The organism is Serpentinimonas sp. SMBJO2 (assembly GCF_056341105.1).
Genome location: NZ_CP150628.1, coordinates 217,013 through 242,010 on the forward strand (window position 1 = coordinate 217,013; position 24,998 = coordinate 242,010).

At 69.6% G+C, this 24,998-nt stretch carries 19 protein-coding genes and 2 pseudogenes; 17 read left to right on the forward strand and 4 right to left on the reverse strand.

The window, feature by feature from the left end; translation table 11 throughout:
* The first annotated feature begins 25 nt into the window (after positions 1 to 25).
* The 10 genes and pseudogenes from AAAZ40_RS01025 (at position 26) to AAAZ40_RS01070 (ending at position 10,762) form a co-directional block, all read left to right on the forward strand.
* Complete coding sequence (locus tag AAAZ40_RS01025) at positions 26 to 658, forward strand: response regulator transcription factor (RefSeq protein ID WP_476660762.1); 633 nt, start codon at positions 26 to 28, stop codon at positions 656 to 658.
* Positions 659 to 706: 48 nt separating this feature from the next.
* The gene (mltA, locus tag AAAZ40_RS01030) at positions 707 to 2,086 is read left to right on the forward strand and encodes a murein transglycosylase A (protein WP_476660763.1); all 1,380 of its coding nucleotides are present in this window, start codon (positions 707 to 709) and stop codon (positions 2,084 to 2,086) included.
* Entirely contained in the window at positions 2,083 to 3,171 is a 1,089-nt protein-coding gene (locus AAAZ40_RS01035; protein WP_476660764.1) for a 6-phosphofructokinase, read from the forward strand. The genes mltA and AAAZ40_RS01035 overlap by 4 nt, the downstream gene beginning before the upstream one ends.
* Positions 3,172 to 3,320: 149 nt before the next feature.
* Positions 3,321 to 3,644 (forward strand): annotated as a pseudogene (locus AAAZ40_RS01040) (ABC transporter substrate-binding protein); the annotation flags it as partial.
* Positions 3,645 to 3,746: 102 nt separating this feature from the next.
* Positions 3,747 to 5,120 carry an IS1380 family transposase gene (locus AAAZ40_RS01045; protein WP_476660395.1) on the forward strand — a complete coding sequence of 458 codons (1,374 nt, stop codon included), beginning with the start codon at positions 3,747 to 3,749 and terminating at the stop codon, positions 5,118 to 5,120.
* Between the two features lie 265 nt (positions 5,121 to 5,385).
* Positions 5,386 to 6,642 (forward strand): annotated as a pseudogene (locus AAAZ40_RS01050) (ABC transporter substrate-binding protein); the annotation flags it as partial.
* A gap of 126 nt (positions 6,643 to 6,768) precedes the next feature.
* Positions 6,769 to 7,749, forward strand: a complete 981-nt coding sequence (locus tag AAAZ40_RS01055) for an ABC transporter permease (protein WP_476660765.1) — start codon at positions 6,769 to 6,771, stop codon at positions 7,747 to 7,749.
* Between the two features lie 22 nt (positions 7,750 to 7,771).
* A complete protein-coding gene (locus tag AAAZ40_RS01060; RefSeq protein WP_476660766.1) occupies positions 7,772 to 8,683 on the forward strand; it encodes an ABC transporter permease in 912 nt (303 codons plus the stop codon).
* A 13-nt stretch (positions 8,684 to 8,696) separates the two neighbouring features.
* Positions 8,697 to 9,695, forward strand: coding sequence for an ABC transporter ATP-binding protein (locus AAAZ40_RS01065; RefSeq protein WP_476660767.1), 999 nt, complete (start codon positions 8,697 to 8,699; stop codon positions 9,693 to 9,695).
* Positions 9,692 to 10,762, forward strand: coding sequence for an ABC transporter ATP-binding protein (locus AAAZ40_RS01070; RefSeq protein ID WP_476660768.1), 1,071 nt, complete (start codon positions 9,692 to 9,694; stop codon positions 10,760 to 10,762). Before AAAZ40_RS01065 ends, AAAZ40_RS01070 begins: the two co-directional genes overlap by 4 nt.
* A gap of 78 nt (positions 10,763 to 10,840) precedes the next feature.
* On the opposite strand, the gene AAAZ40_RS01075 is transcribed toward AAAZ40_RS01070, so the two are convergent.
* The 3 genes from AAAZ40_RS01075 to tsaB are packed head-to-tail and all read right to left on the reverse strand — an operon-like array spanning position 10,841 to position 13,331.
* Positions 10,841 to 11,809, reverse strand: coding sequence for a uracil-DNA glycosylase (locus AAAZ40_RS01075; RefSeq protein ID WP_476660769.1), 969 nt, complete (start codon positions 11,807 to 11,809; stop codon positions 10,841 to 10,843).
* A complete protein-coding gene (locus AAAZ40_RS01080; protein ID WP_476660770.1) occupies positions 11,806 to 12,375 on the reverse strand; it encodes a GNAT family N-acetyltransferase in 570 nt (189 codons plus the stop codon). The genes AAAZ40_RS01075 and AAAZ40_RS01080 overlap by 4 nt, the downstream gene beginning before the upstream one ends.
* The gene (tsaB, locus tag AAAZ40_RS01085; protein ID WP_476660771.1) at positions 12,372 to 13,331 is read right to left on the reverse strand and encodes a tRNA (adenosine(37)-N6)-threonylcarbamoyltransferase complex dimerization subunit type 1 TsaB; all 960 of its coding nucleotides are present in this window, start codon (positions 13,329 to 13,331) and stop codon (positions 12,372 to 12,374) included. The genes AAAZ40_RS01080 and tsaB overlap by 4 nt, the downstream gene beginning before the upstream one ends.
* 157 nt (positions 13,332 to 13,488) lie before the next feature.
* Here tsaB and dacB point away from each other — a divergent pair, with 157 nt between their 5' ends.
* On the forward strand, positions 13,489 to 15,084 hold the full coding sequence (gene dacB / locus AAAZ40_RS01090; RefSeq protein WP_476660772.1) for a D-alanyl-D-alanine carboxypeptidase/D-alanyl-D-alanine endopeptidase: 1,596 nt from the start codon (positions 13,489 to 13,491) through the stop codon (positions 15,082 to 15,084).
* A 19-nt stretch (positions 15,085 to 15,103) separates the two neighbouring features.
* On the opposite strand, the gene AAAZ40_RS01095 is transcribed toward dacB, so the two are convergent.
* Positions 15,104 to 15,838, reverse strand: coding sequence for a fumarylacetoacetate hydrolase family protein (locus AAAZ40_RS01095; RefSeq protein ID WP_476660773.1), 735 nt, complete (start codon positions 15,836 to 15,838; stop codon positions 15,104 to 15,106).
* Positions 15,839 to 15,997: 159 nt separating this feature from the next.
* Between AAAZ40_RS01095 and AAAZ40_RS01100 the strand changes: the two genes are divergently transcribed.
* From AAAZ40_RS01100 to AAAZ40_RS01125, 6 genes are all read left to right on the forward strand, one after another.
* Positions 15,998 to 17,335, forward strand: a complete 1,338-nt coding sequence (locus AAAZ40_RS01100; protein ID WP_476660774.1) for a glutamate-5-semialdehyde dehydrogenase — start codon at positions 15,998 to 16,000, stop codon at positions 17,333 to 17,335.
* Between the two features lie 4 nt (positions 17,336 to 17,339).
* Positions 17,340 to 18,623: a coiled-coil domain-containing protein gene (locus AAAZ40_RS01105; RefSeq protein WP_476660775.1), complete on the forward strand. Its 1,284-nt coding sequence runs from the start codon at positions 17,340 to 17,342 to the stop codon at positions 18,621 to 18,623.
* A 65-nt stretch (positions 18,624 to 18,688) separates the two neighbouring features.
* Positions 18,689 to 20,308 carry an AAA-like domain-containing protein gene (locus tag AAAZ40_RS01110; protein WP_476660776.1) on the forward strand — a complete coding sequence of 540 codons (1,620 nt, stop codon included), beginning with the start codon at positions 18,689 to 18,691 and terminating at the stop codon, positions 20,306 to 20,308.
* Positions 20,309 to 20,363: 55 nt separating this feature from the next.
* On the forward strand, positions 20,364 to 21,962 hold the full coding sequence (locus AAAZ40_RS01115; protein WP_476660777.1) for an AAA family ATPase: 1,599 nt from the start codon (positions 20,364 to 20,366) through the stop codon (positions 21,960 to 21,962).
* Positions 21,963 to 21,964: 2 nt separating this feature from the next.
* Positions 21,965 to 23,185 (forward strand): tRNA 2-thiouridine(34) synthase MnmA, encoded by a 1,221-nt coding sequence (mnmA, locus tag AAAZ40_RS01120; protein WP_476661651.1) that lies wholly within the window; start codon positions 21,965 to 21,967, stop codon positions 23,183 to 23,185.
* Positions 23,154 to 24,992 (forward strand): patatin-like phospholipase family protein, encoded by a 1,839-nt coding sequence (locus AAAZ40_RS01125; RefSeq protein ID WP_476660778.1) that lies wholly within the window; start codon positions 23,154 to 23,156, stop codon positions 24,990 to 24,992. Before mnmA ends, AAAZ40_RS01125 begins: the two co-directional genes overlap by 32 nt.
* Positions 24,993 to 24,998: the final 6 nt, after the last annotated feature.

Genomic DNA, 24,998 nt, shown 5'->3' on the forward strand with positions numbered 1-24,998 from the left:
GCCCAAGGCCCTATCATCCAGCCCCATGAACGCCACCGCTGCCCTGCAAGGCTGCGTCCACATCGTGGACGACGACGACGCCGTGCGCGAAGCGCTGGGCTGGCTGCTGCGCACGCGCCGCCTGCTCAGCTGCGCCTACCCGAGCGCCGAGGCGTTCTGGGACTGCGCCCAAAGCTGGGCCGAGCCCACCGAGGCGGCCTGCCTGCTGCTGGATTTGCGCCTGCCCGGCCAGAGCGGACTGGCCTTGTACGAGCGCCTGCCCGCCCTCGTGGGTTGCGCGGCCATGCCAGTGATTTTTCTGAGCGGCCACGCCGACGTCGCCACCGCGGTCGAGGCGGTCAAGCGCGGGGCCTTCGATTTTTGCGAAAAACCGTTTTCCGACAACGCCCTGGTGGACCGCGTCGAGCAAGCGCTGCGGCACTCGGGGCAATTGCTGGCGCAGCGCCGCGAGGCGCAACGGCGCCAGTCGCTGGTCGGCAACCTGACCGAGCGCGAGCGCGCCGTCATGCACCTGATCGCCGCCGGCCTGCCCAACAAGCTGGTGGCCGAGCAGCTGCACATCAGCGTGCGCACGGTCGAGGTGCACCGCGCCCACGTGTTCGACAAACTGGGGGTGCGCTCGGCCGTCGATCTGGTGCATCTGCTGCGCGATCTCTGAGGCGCCTCCTTCATCGCCCGCCACCTCCCCAATCTCTCTGAGCCAGCCGTGTCACCCCCACCCTCGCCCCTGTCCTTGCACGCCTTGCGGCCCGCCCCGGTCTGGGCCAACCCCGCCTGGGCCTGCCGGCTGCAGCGCGCGCACCTGCTGCTGGCCGGCCTTCTGGCTGGCCTGCTGCTGGCTGGCTGCGCCACCCACCCCCCCGTTGCCCCCGCGCCCGCCACCGCGCCCGCCGCCACCGGCGCGCCACCCCCGGTCAGGGCGGGTGCGGCCACCCCGGCCCCCGAGGTCGCCGCACTCGCCGCGCCAGACCCCGCCACCCCCGGCGCCCGCCCGGCCAGCGGCTTTGACGAAGTCTGGCCCGAGCCCGTGCTCGGCCCCGATTCCGCCGTCTGGCAATGGGCCGAGGCGCAGCCGCTGCCGGCACCGCTCGTGCGCGCCTACAGCCGGTGGCAGCCAGTGCGCTGGAGCGAACTGCCCGGCTGGGGCCGCGACGCCCTGCCCCAGGCCTGGAACGCCTGGCTGCGCAGCTGCGAGCGCCCGGCCCCCACCCTGGGCGCGCTGTGCCTGGAAGTGCGCCGCCTGAGCATCGCCGACGCCAGCGCGCAGCACGAGTGGATGATGCGCCACCTGCAACCCTACCGCGTGCAGTCGCTCGACGGCAACCCGCGCGGCCTGCTCACCGGCTACTACGAGCCGCTGCTGCACGCCAACCGGGTGCGCCAAGGCCCCTACCAGACCCCCTTGCACGCCGTGCCCCCCGGCCTGAGCCGGGATCGGCCCTGGTTCAGCCGCCAGCAGATGGCCACCGACCCGCAGGCGCTGGCGCAGCTGCAGGGGCGCGAAATCGTCTGGCTGGCCGATCCGCTCGATGCGCTGCTGCTGCAAATCCAGGGTTCGGGCCGGGTGCTGGTGCGCGAACCCGACGGCCGCCAGCAACTGGTGCGGCTGGCCTTTGCCGGCCACAACGGGCACCCCTACCGCAGCGTCGGGCGCTGGCTGCTGGACCGCGGCGCCATCCGCGCCGGCACCTGGGAGGCCATCCGCGCCTGGGCCGCCGCCCACCCCGAGCAGATCAACGAGATGCTGTGGAGCAACCCGCGCACGGTGTTTTTTCGCGAAGAAAGCCTGAACGAACTCGAGGCCCAGTTTGGCCCGCGCGGCGCCCAGGGCGTGGCGCTCACGCCGGGGCGCTCGATCGCCGTCGATCCGCGCAGCATCCCCTACGGCACCCCGGTCTGGCTGCACTCCAGCGGCCCCTTCATCGAGCTGCGCCGCCTCGTGCTGGCGCAAGACACCGGGGCCGCCATCGTCGGCGCGGCGCGGGCCGATTTCTTCACCGGCTGGGGCGAGCAGGCGTTCTTTCAGGCCGCCGGCATCAAACAGCCGGTGCACCTGTGGGCGCTGTGGCCGCGCAGCGCCCCATGAGCACCCGCGCCTGCCCGCAGCGCGTGGGCATCCTCACCGGCGGCGGCGACTGCCCGGGCCTCAACGCCGTCATCCGCGCCGTCACCCAGTCGCTGCTGCGCCAGTGCGGCGCCGAGGTGATCGGCATCGAAGACGGCTTTGCCGGCCTGCTGTGCGAGCCCGCGCGCGCCCGCCGCCTCGACTGGGACGCGGTGAGCGGCATCTTGCTGCTCGGCGGCACCATTTTGGGCTCCAGCAACCGCGCCAACCCGCTGGCCAGCGCCCAAGCCACGGCGCTGGCGCTGGCCAATGTGCGCCGCCTCGGGCTCGATGCGCTGGTGGTGATCGGCGGCGACGGCAGCATGACGATCGCGCACGGGCTGGCGCAGCAGGGGCTGGCCATCGTCGGGGTGCCCAAAACCATCGACAACGACCTCTACGGCTGCGAGCGCAGCTTTGGTTTTGACACCGCCGTGGCCACCGTGACCGAGGCGCTGGAGCGCATCCAGACCACCGCGCACAGCCACCACCGGGTCATGATCGTCGAGACCATGGGCCGCTGGGCCGGCTGGATCGCGCTCGAATCCGGCTTGGCCGGGGCCGCCGACGCGATCTTGCTGCCCGAGCTCGATTACGACCTGCCCACTCTGGCGCGCCACTGCCAAGCGCGGCTGCAGCGCGAGCGCTACAGCGTGATCTGCATCGGCGAAGGGGCCAAGGCGCAGGGCGGCGCGCCCACGCTGCAAACCAGCCCGGCGCTGCCCGCAGACGGCCACCCCGTGCCGCGCTTGGGCGGGGTGGCGCACCAGTTGAGCGCGCAGCTGCAGCCGCTGCTGGATGCCGAGGTGCGCGCCACCGTGCTCGGCCACGTGCAGCGCGGCGGCAGCCCCACGCCTTTCGACCGCGTGCTCGCCACCCTGTACGGCAACCAAGCGGCGCAGCTGCTGCTGCAGGGCCAGTTTGGCTGCATGGTCACGCTCAGCGGCGGGCAACTGGGCCACGTAGCGCTGGCCGCGGTGGCGCAGCAGCAGCGCACCGTGCCGCCCGGGCACCCGCTGCTGCAGGCGGCGCAGCAGATCGGGGTCTGCCTGGGGCAGGCGGACTGAGGCCGCCCTCAGACCGCCCTCTGGCCGCCCTTGACCCCCCATTTGAGCACAAAAGCCTGTCGCCCAGGTTACAGATTATTTCAAGCCGATGAAAAAACGAGCGGGGCAGGCGGATAATCGAATTTTCAAAATTTTACGAAAGCCTCCCTATGTTCCAACTGAAACTGCTGGCCCTGTCTGTTGCCTTGGCGCTGGGCGTGGCAAGTGCCGCGCACAGCAAAACCTTCCGCTGGTCCAGCGCCAGCGACATCCCCACCTGGGACATCCACGCACAAAACAACGCCTTGGGCAATGGCGTGCACGCCTCGGTCTATGAGTCGCTGGTCTATTACAACAGCCGCACCTTCCGCATCGAGCCCAAGCTGGCCACCGCCTGGACCCAAGTCAGCCCGAACCAGCTGCGCCTGACGCTGCGCCAAGGCGTGCAGTTCCACGACGGCACGCCCTTCACCGCCGAGGATGCCGTCTTTTCGCCCTGAATCCGTGACCTGAGTCCCGCAAACCCCATGTTTTTCTATTATAATCAACGAACTATCCACAAACAAACGCGCACCCACTAGGTGCAAGCGCCGCAAATGACTGACCCAGTCGAGTTCGTTGTCAAGAAGCTGCCCTACGACCTGAGCAGCCACGGTGGCTTGGCCTTGGTGGGGCGCTTGTTCAAGCGCATCAACCTGCCAGCGATGGTGGACCCCAAGTACCCGGTGCGTGCTGGCATCGCCAACAGCGACATCCTCAAGTGCTACGTAGCCATGCTCACCTTGGGCAAGAACGACTTCGAAGCCGTCGAAGCCTTTCGCAAGCAGCGCTTTGCCCACCAAGCCTTGGGCCTGCGCGCCGTGCCCTCCAGCGCCACCTTGCGCCAGCGCTTCGACGCCATGGGCTGCGAGTGGAGCGAACTGGCCGACTCGATCAACCGCGCCCTGCTGGGCCTGCACATCGATGGTGCAGCGATCGACTTCGGCACCCTGCCCAGCGGCCACCTGCCACTGGACATCGACACCTTCGTCATGGATCAGAGCGACAGCGCCAAAGAAGGCGTCTCCTACACCTACGCCGGCGTCGATGGCTACTGCCCCATCGCCTTGTACTTGGGCACACGCGGCTACTGTCTGGAGCTCGATCTGCGAGCGGGCAGCCAGCACAGCGCGCGCGAGAGCGAATACAACATCGAGCGGGCACTCGGCTCCGCCTGTGCGGTGGCCCAAGCGCCTTTGCTGCTGCGCGCCGACTCGGGCTTTTGCTCGCAGCACCTGATGGCGCGCACACTGGAACAAGCGGACAAGCTGGGGCGAGCCGTCGATCTGCTGATCAAATGGAACCCACGCTCGGCGCCGGTGGAGCAAATTGCCGCCCAGCGCTGCGCCGATGTCAGCACCGTCTGGAACCAGATCCGAGCCGGCAAGCGCGAGTGTCTGTGGAGCGAAGCACTGCCTGCCGTGCAAGTGCCCCAAGGAGGCAGCCGCACCCTGCGCCGCGTCTATCGTCTGACCGAGCGCACGCTGGACAAGCGGGGCCAGCCCTTGCTCTTTCCCGAGTACGTGCTGGAAGGCTGGAGCACCACGCTGGGGCCAGAAGTCACGCATGAGCAAGTCATCACCCTGTACCGAGACCATGCCACGCACGAGCAGTTTCATGCCGAGTTCAAGACCGACATGGACTTGAACCGACTGCCCTCGGGCAAGTTTGCCACCAACCATCTGGTGTGCTCGCTGGCGGCGCTGGCCATGAACCTGCTGCGCATCGTGGGGCAGTACACGCTGCACGAGAGCGACAGCCCGATGCGCAAGACCGCACTGCGCCGGCGCATCAAGACCGTGATGCAAGAGCTGATGTACAAGGCCGCGCGCGTCATCAGCCATGCGCGGGGCTGGGCATTGGGCATCTCGGGCTCGGACTCGGGCTTTGCGGTGTTTGAGCGTGCCTTTGGCAAGATGAAGGCAGCTTAAGGTTGCTGGCTGGGTCAGATCGGGCTCAGCGAACTCACGGATTGCGAAAAACGCGGGGTTCTGCGGGGCTAAGGCTGCGCTGGTGGTGGCGAAAGCGGGCGAAAACACGGTTAGATGGGCTTGCAAGCGCCTTGTGCGGGGTGTTTGTGAGCGCCGATGGGTCTTCGCGCGGCCCGCTGGGCGGGAAAAGTGCGAGAAATCTCAGTTTGGGGCGGCGGTTGGGCGGGCATGTCGTGATGCGGGGATTGAGGTCACGGATTCAGGTTCGCTGCAGCGCGCCATGGCGCCGACCTCCAACTTTTCCATCTTCACCCAAGGCATCGAGCGCGTGGTGCGTGTCGATGCGCGCACCATCGACATCTTCACCCGCGGCCCCAATCCGGTGCTGCTCAACCAGCTCACCGAGCTGCGCATCATGAGCCGCGCCTGGGCCGAGCGCAACCGCTCGCTCGAGCCGATGAACATCCGCACCCGCGAAGAAAACTTCGCGCACCGCAACGCCATGGGCACCGGGCCGTTTCGGCTGCGCTCCTGGCAGCCCGATCAGCGCATGGTGCTCGAGCGCAACCCCAACCACTGGGGCGGCGTCACGTCCAACGTGACCGAGATCATCTACACCCCGATCAGCTCCGACGCCACGCGCATGGCGGCCCTGCTCTCGGGCGAGGTGGACTTTGTGCTCGATCCGACGCCGCAAGACCTGCCGCGGGTGCGCGCCAACGCCGCCCTGCGCGTGCTCGACGGGGTCGAGAACCGCACCATCTTTTTGGGCATGGACCAGCACCGGCCCGAACTGGTGGGCAGCGACGTGCGCGGCCGCAACCCGCTGCAAGACCTGCGCGTGCGCCGCGCGCTCTACCAGGCCATCGACATCAACGCCATCCACCGCGTCACCATGCGCGGCTTGAGCCAGAACACCGGCGCGCTGGTGGCACCGATGGTGGCCGGCTGGACCGAGGGCGTGCACCAGCGCCTGCCCTTCGATCCGGCCGCCGCGCAGCGCCTGCTGGCCGAGGCCGGCTTGCCCAACGGCTTCGAGGTCGATTTCGCCTGCCCCAACAACCGCTACATCAACGACGAGCAGATCTGCCAGGCCATCACCGCCATGTGGGCTCGCGTCGGCATCCGGGCCCGGCTGCGCACCCTGCCCCTGACGACCTACTTCCCCATGATCCAGCGCTATGAAGCCAGCATCTACATGCTGGGCTGGGGCGTGCCGACCTTCGACGCGCTCTACAGCCTGCAGTCGCTGGCGCGCACAGTCGGCCCCGGTGGCGACGGCAACTTCAACGCCGGGCGCTACAGCAACCCGCAACTCGACGCCCTGATCGACCGCATCAAGACCGAGACCGACCCGCACATCCGCCCGCGCCTGCTCACGCAAGCGCTGCAGCTGCACAACGACGACATTGCCCACATTCCGCTGCACAACCAGATCATCCCGTGGGCCATGCGCGCCAACGTGCAGATCGTGCACCGGCCCGACAACCGCATCGACTGGCGCATCCTCAACCTCAACTGAGCGGCGCGCGCCGCGCCCACACGCGCTCCACGTCCGCTGCTGCGGCCCCCTGCGGGCTGCAGCGGCGGCGCTTCGTTCATGGCGCACCCTGCGCGCTTTGCCCTGCTGCCGGAGTCAGGACCCCCCATGCTCGCTTTTATTTTGCGCCGCTTGCTGCAGGCGGTCCTGGTCATGGTCACCGTGGCCTTCATCGCCTTCATGCTGTTTCAGTTCGTCGGCGACCCGGTGAGCCAGATTCTGGGCCAGGACGCCACCGCCGAGCAAATCGCCGAGGTGCGCGCCGCACTCGGGCTCGACCGGCCGGTGTGGGTGCAGTTCGGACACTTCCTCTACAACGCGGTGCAGGGCGAGTTTGGCATGAGCCTGCGCCAAGGCATCCCGGTGGCGACCCTGATCGCCGAGCGCTTTCCGGCCACGCTCGAACTGGCGCTGGTGGCCGCTGTGCTGGCCTTGCTGGTGGGCATTCCGCTGGGCGTCTATACCGCCCTGCGCCGCGGCAGCGCGTGGTCGCAGGTGTTCATGACGCTGTCGCTGCTGGGCGTTTCGCTGCCCACGTTCCTCATCGGCATCGTGCTGATCCTGATCTTTTCGGTGCAACTGGGCTGGTTCCCCAGCTTTGGCCGCGGCGAGGTGGTGCACATCGGCGGCTGGAGCACCGGGCTGCTGACGCTGCAGGGCTGGCACCACCTCGTGCTGCCGGCGATCACGCTGGCGATCTTTCAGCTCACCCTGATCATGCGCCTGGTGCGTGCCGAAATGCTCGAGGTGCTGCGCACCGACTACATCAAGTTTGCCCGCGCCCGAGGCCTGAGCGACCGCGCGGTGCACTTTGGCCACGCGCTCAAGAACACGCTGGTGCCGGTCATGACCATCACCGGCTTGCAGCTCGGCGGCCTGATCGCCTTTGCCATCATCACCGAAACCGTGTTTCAGTGGCCCGGCATGGGGCTGCTGTTCATTCAGGCCGTGACCTTTGCCGACATCCCGGTCATGGCGGCCTACCTGTGCCTGATTGCGCTGATTTTTGTGGTCATCAACCTGATCGTCGATCTGCTGTACTTTGTCGTCGATCCGCGTCTGCGCGTCGATCACGCCGGCGGACACTGACCCCGGCCTGCACCCTCCCCCTATGAAAACCACCCTCCTCAAGTGGCTCGGCAGCGACGTCGGGCACAGCTTTCGCAACTCGCCGGCGGCGCTGTTTGCGGCGGCGATTGCCCTCGTCTGCGGCCTGGCGGCGCTGTTTGCGCCCTGGGTGGCGCCCCACAATCCCTTTGATCTGGCCACGCTCGACCTGAACAACGCCCGCCTGCCGCCGGCCTGGTACCCCGAGGGGCAGTGGACCTTTGTGCTGGGCACCGACGACCAGGGGCGCGACATCCTGTCGGCGCTCATCTACGGCGCCCGCATCTCGCTCTTTGTCGGCCTGATCTCGGTGCTGCTGTCGGTGCTGCTGGGGGTGACGCTGGGCCTGTTGGCGGGCTACCTGGGCGGCTGGGTCGATGCCTTGCTGATGCGCCTGTGCGACGTGATGCTCTCGTTCCCGGCGATTCTGATCGCGCTGCTGATCGCCGGCATCGGCCACACCCTGTTCCCCAACGCGCACGAGGCACTGGCCTTTGGCGTGCTGATCGCCGCCATCACGCTCACCGGCTGGGTGCAGTATGCGCGCACGGTGCGCGGCTCCACCCTGGTCGAGCGGCAAAAGGAATACGTGCAAGCGGCGCGGGTGATCGGCGTCTCGTCGCTGGCCATCATGCGCCGCCACGTGCTGCCCAACGTGCTCGGGCCGGTGCTGGTGCTGGCCACGATTCAGGTGGCCACCGCCATCATCACCGAGGCCACGCTGTCGTTTCTGGGCGTGGGGGCACCGCCCACCTCGCCCTCGCTGGGCACCCTGATCCGCATCGGCAACGACTACCTGTTCTCGGGCGAGTGGTGGATCACCATCTTCCCCGGCCTGGTGCTGGTGCTGATTGCCTTGAGCGTGAACCTGCTGGGCGACTGGTTGCGCGACGCCCTCAACCCGCGCCTGCGCTGAACCGAGGTCTGCCATGAGCCTGTTGCAAGTCCAAGATCTGGTGGTCGAGTTCCCCAGCCGCCACGGCACCCTGCGCGCCCTCGACCAGCTCTCGTTCGAGATCGCGCCCGGCGAAATCCTGGGTGTGGTGGGCGAATCGGGGGCGGGCAAATCGCTCACCGGCGCGGCCATCATCGGCCTGCTCGAGCCACCCGGGCGCATCGCCAGCGGCCAGATCTGGCTCGAGGGCGAGCGCATCGACAACCTGCCGCCGGCGCAGATGCGGCGCGTGCGCGGGCGCCGCATCGGGGCCATTTTTCAAGACCCCCTGACCTCGCTCAACCCGCTGTACTCGGTCGGGCGCCAGTTGATCGAAACCATCACCACCCATCTGCCGCTGACGCCTGCGCAGGCACGCCAACGCGCCATCGAGCTGCTGCAAGAAACCGGCATCCCGGCGGCGCAAGAGCGCATCGACCACTACCCGCACCAGTTTTCGGGCGGCATGCGCCAGCGCGTGGTCATCGCCCTGGCGCTGGCGGCCGAGCCCAAGCTCATCGTCGCCGACGAACCCACCACCGCGCTCGACGTCTCGATCCAGGCGCAGATCATCAACCTGCTCAAGTCGGTGTGCAAAAAGCACGGCGCCGCCGTGATGCTGATCACGCACGACATGGGCGTGATCGCCGAAACCTGCGACCGCGTGGCCGTGATGTACGCCGGGCGCATCGCCGAAATCGGGCCGGTGCGCGACGTCATCCACGCCGCCGCCCACCCCTACACCCAGGGCCTGATGCGCTGCATCCCCGACATCGAGGTCGAGCGCCAGCACCTGCACCAGATCGACGGCGCCATGCCGCGCCTCAACGCCATCCCCCCAGGCTGCGCCTTCAACCCGCGCTGCCCCTTAGTGTTTGCCCGCTGCCACCACGAGCGCCCCGAACTCATGCCCGCCGCCACCACCCGGGCCGCCTGCTGGCTCACCCCCGCGGCCCACGCCGACGCCACCCCTTCGATCGAGGCCCAGCCATGAGCGCGCGCCCCACCGCCACGGCCGCCTTGGGCCACCCTGAAGCGGCCCTGGGGCCGGCTGCTGCCGCCGCCCCGGCCGCGCCGCTGGTGCGTGCCGTCGATCTGGCGCGCACCTTCGATGTGTCGGCGCCGTGGCTCAACCGCGTCATCGAACGCAAGCCGCGCCTGTTGCTGCACGCCGTCGATGGCGTGAGCTTCGAGATCGCACGCGGCCAGACGCTGGCGCTGGTGGGCGAATCAGGCTGCGGCAAAAGCACCGTGGCGCGCTTGCTGGTGGGCTTGTACCAGCCCAGCCGCGGGCGCTTCGAGTTTGCCGGCCAGGACGCGCACGCCGCCTACCGCAGCCGCTCTGGGCGCGCCATCCGACGCCACATCCAGATGATTTTCCAGGACCCCTACGCCAGCCTGAACCCGCGCTGGCGCGTGGCCGACATCGTGGCCGAGCCGCTGCGCGAACACGGCCTGCTCAGCGCGCGGGCGGCGCTCGACGCGCGGGTGGGTGAGCTGCTGCAGTCGGTCGGCCTGAGCGCGCTGGATCGGGTCAAGTTTCCGCACCAGTTTTCGGGCGGCCAGCGCCAGCGCATCTCGATTGCGCGCGCGCTGGCCACGCAGCCCGAGTTTCTGGTCTGCGACGAGCCCACTTCGGCGCTGGATGTGAGCGTGCAGGCGCAGGTGCTCAACATCATGAAAGACCTGCAGCGCCAGCAGGGCCTGACCTACCTGTTCATCAGCCACAACCTGGCGGTGGTGCGCCATGTGAGCGACCACGTGGGCGTGATGTACCTGGGTCGGCTGGTGGAACTGGCCCCCAAGGCGCTGTTGTTTGACCAGCCGCGCCACCCCTACACGCGCATGCTGCTCGAGGCCATCCCCAAGCTGCACCACACCGGGCGCGCCCGCACCCCGGTGCAAGGCGAGGTGCCCAACCCACTCAACCCGCCCACGGGCTGCGCCTTTCACCCGCGCTGCCCCGCAGCGAACCGGCGCTGCAGCAGCGAGCGCCCGGTGCTGCAACACCTGGATGGGGTGCGGGTGGCCTGCCACGCGGTGGAGGAAGGTCGGCTCTGACCGGGCAGTTCTGACTTGGGGCGCGACGCTTGCGTTGGGCTGCGCAGGCAGCAGGCAGCAGGCAGCAGGCAGCAGGGGCTAGGGCAGCGCTGCGGCTTCGGGCGCAGCCTCGAGCGCATCGGCGGCCAGGCACAGATCGGCCCAGGCGCGCGCCTTGTCGGCTGGGCTGCGCAACAGATAGGCCGGGTGGTAGGTGACGACCAGCGGCAGCGTTTGCGCACCGATGCGGGCCTGGTAGATGCGGCCGCGCAGCTTGCCCAGCGGCAGCGTGTGCAGCTCGTCTGGGCGCAGGCAGCCGCCCTCGGCCAGCAGGGTCTGGGCGGCAAAGCGCCCGAGTGCCAGCACGATCTTGGGCTGCAGCAGCTCGATCTGGCGCCGCAGATAGGGCGTGCAATGGGCGATTTCGTCGGCGGCCGGGTTGCGGTTCTGTGGCGGCCGGCATTTGATGACGTTGGTGATGTGCATCCGCTGCCCGCGCTGCAGCTGCAGCGCCGCCAACATGCGATCGAGCAACTGCCCGGCGCGGCCGACAAAGGGCAGGCCTTGGCGGTCTTCTTCTTCGCCCGGCGCCTCGCCCACCAGCAGCCAGTCCGGTCGCCGGTCGCCCATGCCGGGCACGGCACACTGGCGCTGCGCCCCCAAGGGGCAGCGCTGGCAGCTGCGGATCTGCTGCTCGAGCGCGTCCCAGTCTGGGGCGGGGGCGCAGGGCGTGGTCGGGGGGGCTGCGGCGGGGGCTCGCGCCGCAGGGGCGGCGGCAGGGTGCGCGGCAGGGTGCGCGGCAGGGTGCGCGACGGGGGCGGCGCGGCGCGCAGGCCGTGCGGGCACGGTGTGCGAAGCAGGTGCGGGCGCGGCCTCGGTTTCGGTGCCAAACAGCCACCACGGCCGCACGCCCATTGCGGCCAGCATGGCGCTGTGGCGCGGGCTCAACTGCGGGCGGGCGGACTCCCGCGTGGCCGCGGCAAGCGCGCCTGCCGCCGCAGCGCTGCAAGTGGCTGGGTCGGGCGCTGGGTCGGGCGCGTGCTCGGGCGCGTGCTCGGGCGCGCTCATGGGATGGGCTCCGGTTGTGGCGACGTCAGGGGCAGCGCCTGCAGACAGCGGCGCAGCACCAGCGCGTCTTCGCGCGCGCCGCCTGCAGCCGGGTAGTAGCCCCGGCGCGTGGCCACGGTGTCAAAGCCGGCCCGCCGGTAGAGCGCCAGCGCGGGCTGGTTGCTGGCGCGCACCTCCAGCCACAGCGTCTGCGCCCCTTGGGCCTGGGCCGCAGCCACCAGCCGCTGCAGCAGCAGCCCGCCCCAGCCTTGGCGCGCACGGGCCACGGCCAAGTTGTACAGATGCACCTCGTCGAGCAGCGTCTGCGCCACGAAATAGCCCAGCACACCACGGCCATCGGGCACGCGCAGCGCCTGCGGCTGCGCCTCCACGGGCTGCACCTCCACGGCTGGGGTGCTGGCGCAGCACAGCAACAGCTGCGCCTGGTGCCCGGCTTGCAGCGAGTCACGAAACAGCTGCTCGCTCCACGGGTGCGCGTGGGCGCGGCGCTCGAGCGCGCACACCGCCGCCAGGTGCGCGGCCTGCATCTGTGCCCAGTGCAGGCCCAGTGGCAAGGCGTCGTTCATGGCTGCCGCTGCCCCCAGAGGGGGACCGGCAAGCGCACGGCCTCTGAGTGCACCGCTTGGGCCATTTGCCCTGCTTGCCCTGCTTGGGCAGCTTGCTCTGCCTGGGCCTCGGTCGAGCGCTGTGCCTGCAGGGCGGCGCGCTCGGCGGTGGTGAGCGCCACCTGGTCGCGCACGTAGAGCGGCTGCGCGTCGGCGGCGGACACCGCCCGTCCTGCTGCCCAATGCCAGCCCGCCAGCCGCAGCAGCGCGGCGGCGGTCGGCCATGCCGGCACCTGCGGCACCGCCCGCCACGCCAGCGGCAAGCGCTCGGCGTAGGTGGCCAGGGCGTTGCTCACCAACCAGGTGGGTTCTGCCGCGGCGCCTTGCAGCCAGTCCAGCGGCAGCGCCTCGGGCGCGCACAGGCGCGGTCGGCCCTGCATGCGCCAGCCGGCCCATGCGCTGGGTGCGCTGGGCCCGTCAAGAGGCGTGGCCGGCTGCCAACGCAACTCGGCCACGTACAGCTCACCCATGCGCGCGTCCAGCGCCGCCACCAGCCGCTGCGGGCGGACCTGCTCGCCGCCGGCGCCTTGGGCGCAGCCGGCGTGCCCACCCTCGTCGGCCAGCGCCAGCAAGGTGCCGATCGGCAACACCGGCACCCCACCTGGGCGCGCCGCCAGCGCCAGCCCCTGCACCACCGCGCAGGCCGTGCGCAGGCCCGTGAAGGCCCCCGGCCCTTGGCCAAAAGCGATGGCATCGAGCTCATCGAGCCGCCAGCCGACCTCGTCCAGCAAACCCAGCAAACACGGAATCAGCAGCGCCGACGCCTGGGCCCCGCCCTCGCCTTGGTATTGCGCCAGCGGCTGGCCCCCAGCCGCACCCAGCGCCACGCTCAGGCGCTCGGTGCTGGTCTCGATCGCCAGCACGCGCTGCGCCGCGTGGCGCGGGCGCGGGGGCAAAGCGGGGCTGGCAGCATTCATGGCTCTGGATTATCCTGCCAGATGCGCACACCGGCGCTGCTAAACTGGCAGCGCGCCCACGCAGCCGGGTCCTCGCCCAGCTGCGTCCGGTCGCTTTGGCGCCTCCAAGGCCTCATTCAGGGCCCGATTCAAGGCCTCGTCCGCGAGATCATTGCCCATGCCCCCAGCGCACCCCTTTGGCACCCTGGCCCGCCCAGCGGCCCCGGCCCCCTCGAGCGCCTGGCGCACGCTGAGCGCCTGGGCTGCCCCTGCCATCCTCGCCCCGGTGCTGCTGTGCGCTGGCCTGGCGTGGGCGGCCTCGGGCCAGGCTGCTGTCGCAGCCCCGTCCGCATCGGCCCCCCATGCCGCCAGCCACACCACCCCTTTGCCGCCCGCCGTATCCAGCGCCCTGCGCGCCGCCGCCGTGCCGCCCGAGGCGCTGGCGCTGTGGATCGCCCCGGCGCAACCCGGTGCCGCACCGTGGCTGGCGCACCAGCACACCGCGCCCTTCAACCCCGCTTCCGCGCTCAAACTGGTGACCAGTTTTGCCGCCCTCGACCTGCTCGGCCCCGGCCACCTCTGGCGCACCGAGGTCTATAGCAGCGGCGACCTGCGCGAGCGCGTGCTGCACGGCAACCTGTACCTGCGCGGCGGCGGCGACCCGGCGCTGGTGACCGAAAAACTCTGGCTGCTGCTGCGCCGGGTGCAGGCGCTGGGCATCGAGCGCATCAGCGGCGACATCGTGCTCGACCGCAGCGCCTTTGCCGAACCCGAGATCGACCCCGCCGCCTTCAACGACGAGCCGCTGCGCGCCTACAACGCCGGCCCGGACGCGCTGCTGGTCAACTTCCGCGTCCAGGTGTTCACCTTCAGCCCCGACGTGGCCGCAGGCGTGGCGCGCATCCGCGCCGAACCGCCGCTGGCCGGGGTGCTGGTGCCAGCCACGGTGCCGCTCAGCGCCAGCAGCCAAGCCCCCGCCCACGCTGCCGGCGCCCCCGCTGCGGCCCACGCCGCCTCAGCCCAGTGCGGTGACTGGCGCGCCGCACTGCGCGCCGATTTTTCCCACCCCTTGCAGCCGCGCTTCCAGGGCAGCTACCCGGCCGCCTGCGGCGTGCGCCACTGGCCGCTGGCCCACCCCGAGCCGCGCCGCATGGCCGAGCGCGCCGTGCAGGCCATGTGGCTGGCCAACGGCGGCACGCTCGGGGGCCAGGTACGCGAAGGCAGCGTACCTGCGGGCGCCACCGAGCGCCTGGTGTTCGAATCGCCCCCGCTGGCCGAGGTGGTGCGCGACGCCAACAAGTTCAGCAACAACGTCATGGCCCAGCACCTGCTGCTCGCGCTCAGCCAAGGCGATGGCCCGGCCACCTTTACGCGCTCACGCCAGCGCCTGCAGCAGTGGTGGCGGCAGCGCTTCGGCCCCGACCTGCCCCTGCCCGAGGTCGGCAACGGCTCGGGCCTGAGCCGCGACGGCCGCGCCAGCGCGCTCGCCCTGGGCCGGCTGCTGCAACAGGCCTATGCTTCGCACGCCATGCCCGACCTCATGGCCTCGCTGCCCGCCAGCGGCCTCGACGGCACGCTGCGGCGCAGCCGCATGGGCGCCGGCCTTGCACACCTCAAAACCGGCAGCCTGCGCGACGTGCAAGCCCTGGCCGGCTACGTGCACCGCCCCGACGGCCAGCGGCTGGTGCTGGTGGCCCTCGTCAACCACCCCAACGCCCACGCCGCCCGCCCAGCGCTCGATGCGCTGGTGCAGTGGGCGGCGGCGCAGCCTTGACCCCTTTGCCCTGTGCAGTTCAGGCCAGCAATGGTGGGTTCGGGGTCTGCCCGGTATCGGCCGCCTCGATGCGGGTGTGCACTTCACCCACCCCCTCGACCCAGCCGCGCAGCTGGTCGCCGGGCTGCACCGGCCCTACGCCCTCGGGGGTGCCGGTGTAGATCAGGTCGCCGGGCTGCAGGTGGTAAAAGCGCGAGAGGTCGGCGATCAGCTCTGGAATGCTCCAGATCAGCTGCCCGGTACTGGCTTGCTGCTGCGTCTGACCGTTGACCTGCAGACCGATGGCCGCCGGCGCCAGCAACTGCCCCGGCAGCGGCAACAGCTCCGAGCAGACGGCGCCGTGCTCCACATCTTTGCCCAAGTCCCAGGGGCGGCCCAGCTCGCGCGCAGCCTGCTGCAGGTCGCGCCGCGTCATGTCCAGCCCCACGCCATAGCCGAAGATCAGCGCCGGCGCCTGCTCCGGGGTCACCTGAAAGCCGTTCTGGTGCAGCGCCACCACCAGCTCGACTTCGTAGTGGAAGTTGCGCGTGCCCGGCGGGTAGGGCAGCGCGCCGCCGCTGGGCACCAGTGCGCTGAGCGATTTGGTGAAATAAAACGGCGTTTCGCGGCTTTTGTCCACCGTAAAGCCCATTTCGGCGGCGTGCGCAGCGTAGTTGCGGCCGACAAAAAACAGCCGCTTCACGGGGAAACGCTGCGGCAAGCCGCGTATGGCCAGCGCGGTGACGGGCGGGGGGTCGAAGAGGTAGGTGCTCATGCCGTACTGGGTCTGGTGGGTGGGGCAAGAAGGAGGGCAAGAAAAGGGGGCAAGACCCGGATGCTAGCGCATGGGCGCCGACCGCACCCGCACCCGCACCCGCACCCGCACCCGCACCCGCACCCGACAAAAGCCTGCCACTGATGCGAAAATCCCCCCATGGACGATCACGCTCAAGCCTACACCCCCGAACTCATGCCCGCCCTGGGCCGCCAGGCCCGCGCCGCAGCGGCGCAGATGGCCCGCGCCAGCGCCGCCGTCAAGGCCGCCGCCTTGCGCGGCCTGGCCGCTTTGCTGCGCCAACACGGCGCGCCGCTGCAAGCCGCCAACGCCATCGACCTCGAGCGCGCCCGCGCCGCCGCCATGGCCGCGCCGCTGCTGGACCGCCTGCGCCTGAGCGCGGCCAGCATCGAAACCTGCGCCCAGGGCTGCGAGCAGCTCGCCGCCATGCCGGATGTGATCGGTGAAATCAGCGGCCTGCGCCAGCAGCCCAGCGGCATCCGCGTCGGGCAGATGCGCGTGCCCATCGGCGTCTTTGGCATGATTTACGAGAGCCGGCCCAACGTCACCATCGAAGCCGCCTCGTTGGCCATCAAGAGCGGCAACGCCTGCATCTTGCGCGGCGGCTCCGAGGCCATCGCCAGCAACCGCGCCCTGGCTGCGCTGGTGCAGCAGGCGCTGCAGCAAGCTGGCTTGCCGCCTCAAGCCGTGCAGCTCGTCCCCTGCACCGACCGCGCCGCCGTCGGCCAGCTCATCGCCATGCCGCAGTACGTGGACGTGATCATCCCGCGCGGCGGCAAGGGCCTGATCGAGCGCATCAGCGCCGAGGCCAAGGTGCCGGTGATCAAGCACCTGGATGGCAACTGCCACACCTATGTTGATGCGCCCTGCGACCTCGAGCTCGCGCTGCGCGTGACCGACAACGCCAAGACGCAGAAATACAGCCCCTGCAACGCCACCGAAAGCCTGCTCGTGGCGCAAGCCGTGGCGGCCGAGTTCTTGCCGCGCATCGGGGCCATTTTTGCCGCCAAGGGCGTTCAGATGCGCTGCTGCCCCGAGAGCCTGGCGATTTTGACGCCGGCACTGGGCGGGGATGGCGCTGGCGTCGCCCCCGCTGCACCCGGCAGCGCGCCCGTCCCGCTGCTCGTCCCCGCCACCGAGGCCGACTGGGCCGAGGAATACCTGGCCCCGATCATCAGCGTCAAAGTGGTGGCCGGGCTGGACGAAGCGATTGCGCACATCAACCGCTACGGCAGCCAGCACACCGACGCCATCCTCACGCGTGAACACGCGCACGCGCAGCGCTTCTTGCGCGAGGTGGACTCGAGCAGCGTCATGGTCAACACCAGCACGCGCTTTGCCGACGGCTTCGAGTACGGCCTGGGGGCCGAAATCGGCATCAGCACCGACAAGTTCCACGCCCGCGGCCCGGTCGGGGTCGAGGGCCTGACCTCGCTCAAGTACGTGGTGCTGGGCCAAGGCGAAGTGCGGGGTTGAGCCCATGCCACGCTCCAGCCGCAGCGCGCCCCGTGCGCACGCCTCCGACCCGCGCTTTGCCGAGCAACCCAGCCTGTTTGGTGACGACACCCCGCCCCTGGGTGCCGCTGCGGCCACCGCCAGCGGCCAGCAGGCCGGCACCGCCTTGCGCGTGCTGGCACCGGGCCAGCGCCTGCGCTCTGCCGCCGGGCAGGCCTTTGAGCGCGAGCGCGCCCGCATCGAGCGCCTGCGCCTGCAGTTGCAAACGCTCGAAGCCGATTGCCTCGCACACCAAGCCCGCTGCGCCCAGCAGCTCGGCCCCTTGCTGGAGCAGCAAAAGCAACTGCGCCGCGCCATCGTGCTGGCGCTCGACCCGTGGTTCGAGGGCAAACCCAAGGGCCTGAGCGCCAACCAGTTGGCCACGCTGCGCCGCATCGTCTGTGCCCAAGCCGAGGACCTGGCGCTCGCGGGCGATGCCGAGATGGCGGCCCTGCACGACCGGCGCAGCCCCAAGACCCTGGCCGAGCGCCAGCGTGAGCAAGCCCAAGCCCTGCACCAAGAGCTGCAGCACGTCATGGGCCACGTGCTCGACACCGAGCTGCCCGACTTCGACCCCGACAATCCAGGGGCCGGGCTGCATGCCGCCATCGATCACTTGCAGCAGCAAATCGACGCGCACGAGCAGCAAAAAGCCAGCCAGCGCGCCACCAAACAAGCGCGCCGCAAACCCAGCGCCGCCGCCGCCAAAGCCGCTGCCAGCCTGGCCGATGCCGACGCCACCCTGCGCCTGCTCTACCGCCAGTTGGCCAGCGCGCTGCACCCCGACCGCGCCGCCGACGCCGCCGATCAGGAGCAGAAACACGCGCTCATGAGCGCCGTCAACGCCGCCTACGCCAACCGCGACCTGGTGGCGCTGCTCGAGCTGCAGTGGCGCGCCGAGCTGGTGGATCCAGACCACCTCGAGCGTGTGGGCGAGGAGCGCCTGCGCAGCCTGACCCTGCTGCTCAAACAGCAGGCCGCCGCGCTCGAGCGCGACCGCCAGGCCTGCCAACGGCGCTGGGCCGCCGAATTTGGCCTGTCGCCCTTTGCGGCAATCAGCACCGCCAGCCTGCAGCGCGCGCTGCAAGACGAACTCGACGATGTGCAAGCCGAGCTCGACCTGATGCAGCACGACCTGCAGCAAGTGCAGGCACTGGCCAGCCTCAAGCTTTGGCTGAACGAGCAACGCCGTCTTGCGCGCGCTGCCGATCGCGAGCAGCAGCAGCTCCAGGACTTTGCCAGCCGCGGCGACTTTGACCCCTGGGGCTGACACAAGCCGATGCACCTGAGGGGCTGCGTACAATGGCCTGCAGGTGGGCCGCTGGGTCTGCCGTCATGCGCGCAAGCGTCCCTTTGATGAAAAACTTCAACACCGCTGGCCCCTCGGTGGTGGGCGATCACTACCTGATCGACCCGCTGGCGCGCATCGATTTGGCCGAAGTCGAGGCGCTCATCGCCGCCAAGCGCTACTTCGTCCTGCACGCGCCGCGCCAGACCGGCAAGACCACGGCCCTGCTGGCGCTCATGGCGCACCTGAACGCGCAGGGGCGCTACCGGGCGCTTTATGCCAACATCGAAGCGGCGCAAGCGGCGCGTGGGCGCGTGGAGGCCGGCATCGCCACCATTTGCTCGGTGCTGGCGCGCTCGGCGGCGCTGTATCTGCACGACGACTGGATGCAGCAGTGGCTCGCGCAAGCTGGGCCGCAGGTGCAGATCGAAGACCGCATCAGCTCCATGCTGAGCGGCTTTAGCCAGCATTGCGCCCAGCCCGTGGTGCTCCTGCTCGACGAAGTCGACGCCCTGGTGGGCGACACGCTCATCTCGCTGCTGCGCCAGATTCGCGCTGGCTACGCGCAGCGCCCGGGGGCCTTTCCGCAGTCGGTAATCCTGTGCGGCGTGCGCGACGTGCGCGACTACCGCATCCACACCGCGCACCACGAGATCATCACGGGGGGGAGTGCCTTCAACATCAAGGCCACCTCCATCCGCCTGGGCAACTTCAGCCAAGGCGAAACCATCGCCCTGTGGCAGCAGCATGAAAGCGAGACCGGGCAACCCATCGATGCCGCCATCTACCCCGAACTCTGGGAAGACACACGCGGCCAGCCTTGGCTGGTCAACGCCCTGGGTTACGAATGCGTCTACAACGACCGCGAACTGCGCCACAACCGTGGCCTGCCCGTCACACTCGAGCGCTACAAAGCCGCACGCGAGCGCCTGATCCAGAGCCGCGCCACGCACCTGGACCAACTCACCGACAAGCTGCAAGAGGCGCGCGTGCGCGCCATCGTCGCCGACCTCCTGAGCGGCGAAGCCAGCGACAGCAAACACCCCAACGACGACCTGCAATACGTCGAAGACCTGGGGCTGATCGAAACCCGCCCCCAGGTGCGCATCGCCAACCGCATCTACCAGGAAGTGATTCCGCGCGAGCTCACCTGGAGCAAGCAGGTCATGATCGCGCACCAGCAAGAGTGGTACCTCACGCCCGAGCGCAAGCTCGACCTCCCGAAGCTGCTCGCCGCCTTCCAGCAGTTCTTCCGCGAGCATTCGGAAGCGTGGTTGAACAGCGTCCACTACCCCGAAGCCGGGCCGCAGTTGCTGCTGCAAGCCTTCCTGCAGCGCATTGTCAACGGCGGCGGGCGCATCAGCCGCGAGTACGGGCTGGCGCGCAAGCGCACCGACCTGTTCCTGGAGTGGCCCACCAGCGAAGCGCAAGGCTTCCTTGGCCCGCTGCAGCGCGTGGTGCTGGAACTCAAACTGGTGCGCCAGGCGCCCGAAGCGGCCTTGCAACAAGGTCTGCAGCAAACCGACGACTACGCGCAGCGCGTGGGTGCCGATGAAGCACACCTGCTGCTGTTCGACCGCCGCGCCGACCAGAGCTGGGAGGCGCGCATCTGGCAGCGGCAGGAGCGTGCGCCCAGCGGCAGGGTGGTGGGGGTGTGGGGGTTGTGAGCATGGGTGCAGCGGCGCTGCGCCATAATGGGCTGCAGCTTTTGGCACCGAACCGATGAAAAACTTCAACACCGCTGGCCCGAGCAAGCCCGACATGCACTACATGGTCGACGCGCTGGCGCGCATCCAGCTCGACGAGGTGCTGGGGCTGATCGAGGCGGAGCGCTACTTCGTGCTGCACGCGCCGCGCCAGACCGGCAAGACCACGGCCTTGCTGGCGCTCATGGCGCACCTGAACGCGCAGGGGCGCTACCGGGCGCTGTACGTGAACATCGAAGGCGCGCAAGCGGCGCGCCACGACGTCGCCGCCGCCATGGACGCGATTTGCTGCGCCTTCAGCTCGGCCGCCAGCGTCTATCTGCAGGACGAGCGCCCGGAAGCGGTGCGGCTGCAGTTGCGCGCCGACAAAGCCCCGCACGACTGGTGGCGCCTGCTGCTCGAAGCCTGGGCGCGCATGGATGATCGCCCCTGCGTGCTCCTGCTCGACGAAGTCGACGCCCTGGTGGGCGACACGCTCATCTCGCTGCTGCGCCAGATTCGCGCTGGCTACGCGCAGCGCCCGGGGGCCTTTCCGCAGTCGGTAATCCTGTGCGGCGTGCGCGACGTGCGCGACTACCGCATCCACACCGCGCACCACGAGATCATCACGGGGGGGAGTGCCTTCAACATCAAGGCCACCTCCATCCGCCTGGGCAACTTCAGCCAAGGCGAAACCGTTGCCCTGTGGCAGCAGCACGAAGCCGAGACCGGCCAGCCCATCGATGCCGCCATCTACCCCGAGCTTTGGGAAGACACGCGCGGCCAGCCCTGGCTGGTCAACGCGCTCGGTTACGAATGCGTCTACAACGACCGCGAACTGCGCCACCACCGCGCCTTGCCCGTCACGCTCGAGCGCTACAAAGCCGCGCGCGAGCGCCTGATCCAGAGCCGCGCCACGCACCTGGACCAGCTTACCGACAAGCTGCAAGAGGCGCGTGTGCGCGGCATCGTCGCCGACCTCCTGAGCGGCGAAGCCAGCGACAGCAAACACCCCAACGACGACCTGCAATACGTCGAAGACCTGGGGCTGATCGACACCCGGCCCCAGGTGCGCATCGCCAACCGCATCTACCAGGAAGTGATCCCGCGCGAGCTCACCTGGAGCAAGCAGGTGATGATCGCGCACCAGCAAGAGTGGTACCTGACGCCCGAGCGCAAGCTCGACCTCCCCAAACTGCTGGTCGCCTTCCAGCAGTTCTTCCGCGAACACTCCGAAGCCTGGCTCAACAGCGTCCACTACCCCGAAGCCGGGCCGCAGTTGCTGCTGCAAGCCTTCCTGCAACGCATCGTCAACGGCGGCGGGCGCATCAGCCGCGAATACGGGCTGGCGCGCAAGCGCACCGATCTGTTCCTGGAGTGGCCCACCAGCGAAGCGCAAGGCTTCCTTGGCCCGCTGCAGCGCGTGGTGCTGGAACTCAAACTGGTGCGCCAGGCGCCCGAAGCGGCCTTGCAACAAGGTCTGCAGCAAACCGACGACTACGCGCAGCGCGTGGGCGCCGACGAAGCGCACCTGCTGCTGTTCGACCGCCGCGCCGACCAGAGCTGGGAGGCGCGCATCTGGCAGCGGCAGGAAAGTGCGCCCAGTGGCAGGGCGGTGGAGGTGTGGGGGTTGTGAGCATGGGTGCAGCGGCGCGTGCGCGCATTGTGGTGGGGCTCTCGGGTGGGGTCGATTCGGCGGTGAGCGCCTGGCTGCTCAAGCAGCAGGGGCACGAGGTGGTCGGCATCTTCATGAAAAACTGGGAAGATGACGACCAAGACGGCGACCAGAAAGACGGCGCGCATTGCAGCAGCCGCCAGGACTGGCTCGACGCCGCCAGCGTGGCCGATGTGATCGGCATCGAGCTCGAGCACGTCAACTTTGCCGCCGAGTACCGCGAGCGCGTGTTTGCCAGCTTTTTGCACGAGTACCAGGCCGGGCGCACGCCCAACCCCGACATTCTGTGCAACGCCGAAATCAAGTTCAAGGCCTTCCTCGAGCACGCCCTGCGCCTGGGGGCGCAGCAGATCGCCACCGGCCACTACGCGCGCGTGCGCTTCGACGCCGCCAGCGGCCTGTACCAGTTGCTCAAGGGCAGCGACGCCAGCAAGGACCAAAGCTACTTCCTGCACCGCCTGACGCAGGCGCAACTGGCGCGCACCTGTTTTCCCGTCGGGCACTTGCACAAGCGCGAGGTGCGCCGCATCGCCGCCGAGATCGGCCTGCCGAATGCGCGCAAAAAAGACAGCACCGGCATCTGCTTCATCGGCGAGCGCCCGTTTCGCGCCTTTTTGGGCCGCTACCTGCAGCACCAGCCGGGCCCCATCCGCGCCCCCGACGGGCGCACCATCGGCCAGCACGTGGGCCTGAGCTTTTACACCCTGGGCCAGCGCCAGGGGCTGGGCATCGGCGGCCTCAAACCCCGTGCGGGCGCCCACGGGGGCGGCGAGCACGCGCCCTGGTTCGTGGCGCGCAAAGACTTGGCCCACAACACCCTGTGGGCGGTGCAGGGGCACGAACACCCCTGGCTGCTGTCCGACGCGCTGCAAGCCCAGGACGCCAGTTGGGTGAGCGGCAGCGCCCCGCCACCGGGGGTCTATGGTGCCAAAACGCGCTACCGCCAAGCCGACGCCCCGTGTCGCTTCGCGCCCGCCCCCAACGCCCCCGACCCCGGCCCCGCCAGCACCCACGCCGCAGCAGCGCCCGGTGCCGGCTTCAACTTGCAGTTCGATCAACCCCAATGGGCCGTCACGCCCGGACAAAGCGCCGTGCTGTACGACGGCGAAGTTTGCCTCGGAGGTGGTACTATTAGCACTTTTGGAGGCAACGATGCATACGGACTTGAATCTACAGCGCCTTGAGCGCCTGGGGCGGTATTTGCAGGCCCATTTTGGGGCCATGGAGCCGGAGCTGCTGCAGGAAGTGTGCGCGCACTTCAGCTGGGTCGAGCTCGAAGCCGGTGCGGTGCTGCTGCAGCAGGGGCAGGTGGCCGACGCGGCCTACCTGAGCCTGAGCGGGCGGCTGCGCGTGTACGTCAACGGCGCCGACGGCAGCCAGCGCCCGGTGCGCGAGCTCGGGCGCGGCGAGATCGTGGGCGAAATCGGCCTCTACAGCGAGGCCCCGCGCACGGCCACCGTGGTCGCGGTGCGCCACACGGTGCTGGCGCGCCTCGACAAGGCACAGTTTTTCGATCTGGTGCAACGCCACCCCCAGGCCTCGTTTGCGCTCACGCGCCAGATCATCGAGCGCCTGCAGACCCAGAGCACCAGCCGCCCCGAAGCGGCACCGGTGATGCTGTGTCTGCTGCCCATCACGGCCCACGTGCAGGCCGCCCCGCTGGCCGCAGACCTGCAGCAGGCCTTGGCCAGGCACGGCCGCGTGGCCTGCATCGGCGCCGCCGAAGCCCGCGCCCAGGCGCTGCAAACCCACGGCGCGGCCAGCGACGCCGCCTGCGCCCTGGTGCTCGACGAGCTCGAAACCCGGCACGATTTCGTGCTCCTGCAGGCCGACAGCGCCGACGAAGGCTGGAGCCGCCTGTGTACGCGCCACGCCGACGAAATCCTGCTGCTGGCCCAAGCCAGCGAGCCGGCGCAGATCCATCCGATCGAACAAGCCTGCCTGATCGAATCGCTGCAGCTGGGCGCGCCCAACCAGACCCTGCTGCTGCTGCATCCGGCCGAGCTCCAAAGCCCGCTCGGTATGCGGCGCTGGCTCGATCGGCGCCCGGTCAACGGCCACATCAACCTGCGCCCCGCCCTCGAGCGCGACGTGCAGCGGCTGGCGCGCATCCTCAGCCACCAAGCCACCGGGCTGGTGCTGGCCGGCGGCGGCGCGCGCGGGCTGGCGCATCTGGGCATCTGGAAAGAGCTGCAACGCCGCGGCATCGAGATCGACTGCGTGGGCGGCACCAGCATCGGCGCCATCATGGCGGCGCTGATCGCCGCCGACGGCGACGTGGACGCCACCATCAACCTGGCGCGGCGCGCGTTTCGCATCAACCCCACCGGCGACTACAACTGGCTGCCGCTGGTCTCGCTCATCCGCGGGCGCCGGGTGCGGCGTGTGGTCGATGAATCTTTCCAGCAGATCACCGGCGGCCAGGCCGACCTGGTCGATTTGTGGAAGGGTTTTTTCTGCATCGCCAGCAACTACTCGCGTGGCCAAGAGCTGCGGCTGCAGCAAGGCGACCTAAGCCAGGCCCTGCGCGCCAGCTTGGCCATACCCGGTGCGCTGCCGCCCGTGATCCGCGACGGTGAGCTGCTCTGCGACGGCGGCACCTTCAACAACTTCCCGGTCAACGTAATGCGCGAGCAGCGCGGCGTGCGCCGCGTCATCGGCGTCGACCTGAGCCCACGCAGCGCGCGCCGGCTCACCTTCGATGAAATCCCTGGCCCCTGGGCGCTGCTGCTCGATCGCCTGCGCCCGCGCGCAAGCCGCCGCTACCGCCTGCCCTCGCTGGTGTCGTACCTGCTCAACGTCTCGATCCTCTACAGCGCCTCGCGCCAGGCCGAATCGCGCCGCCTGTGCGACCTCTACCTCAACCCGCCCCTGCTCAAAGTCGGGCTGCTGCAGTGGAACCAGTTCGACGCCATCGTGCGCCAAGGCGAGCAACACGCGCGCGAGGTGCTGGACCAAGCCGAGGGCACGGCGGCCGCGCCCCGGGCTTGAGGCGCG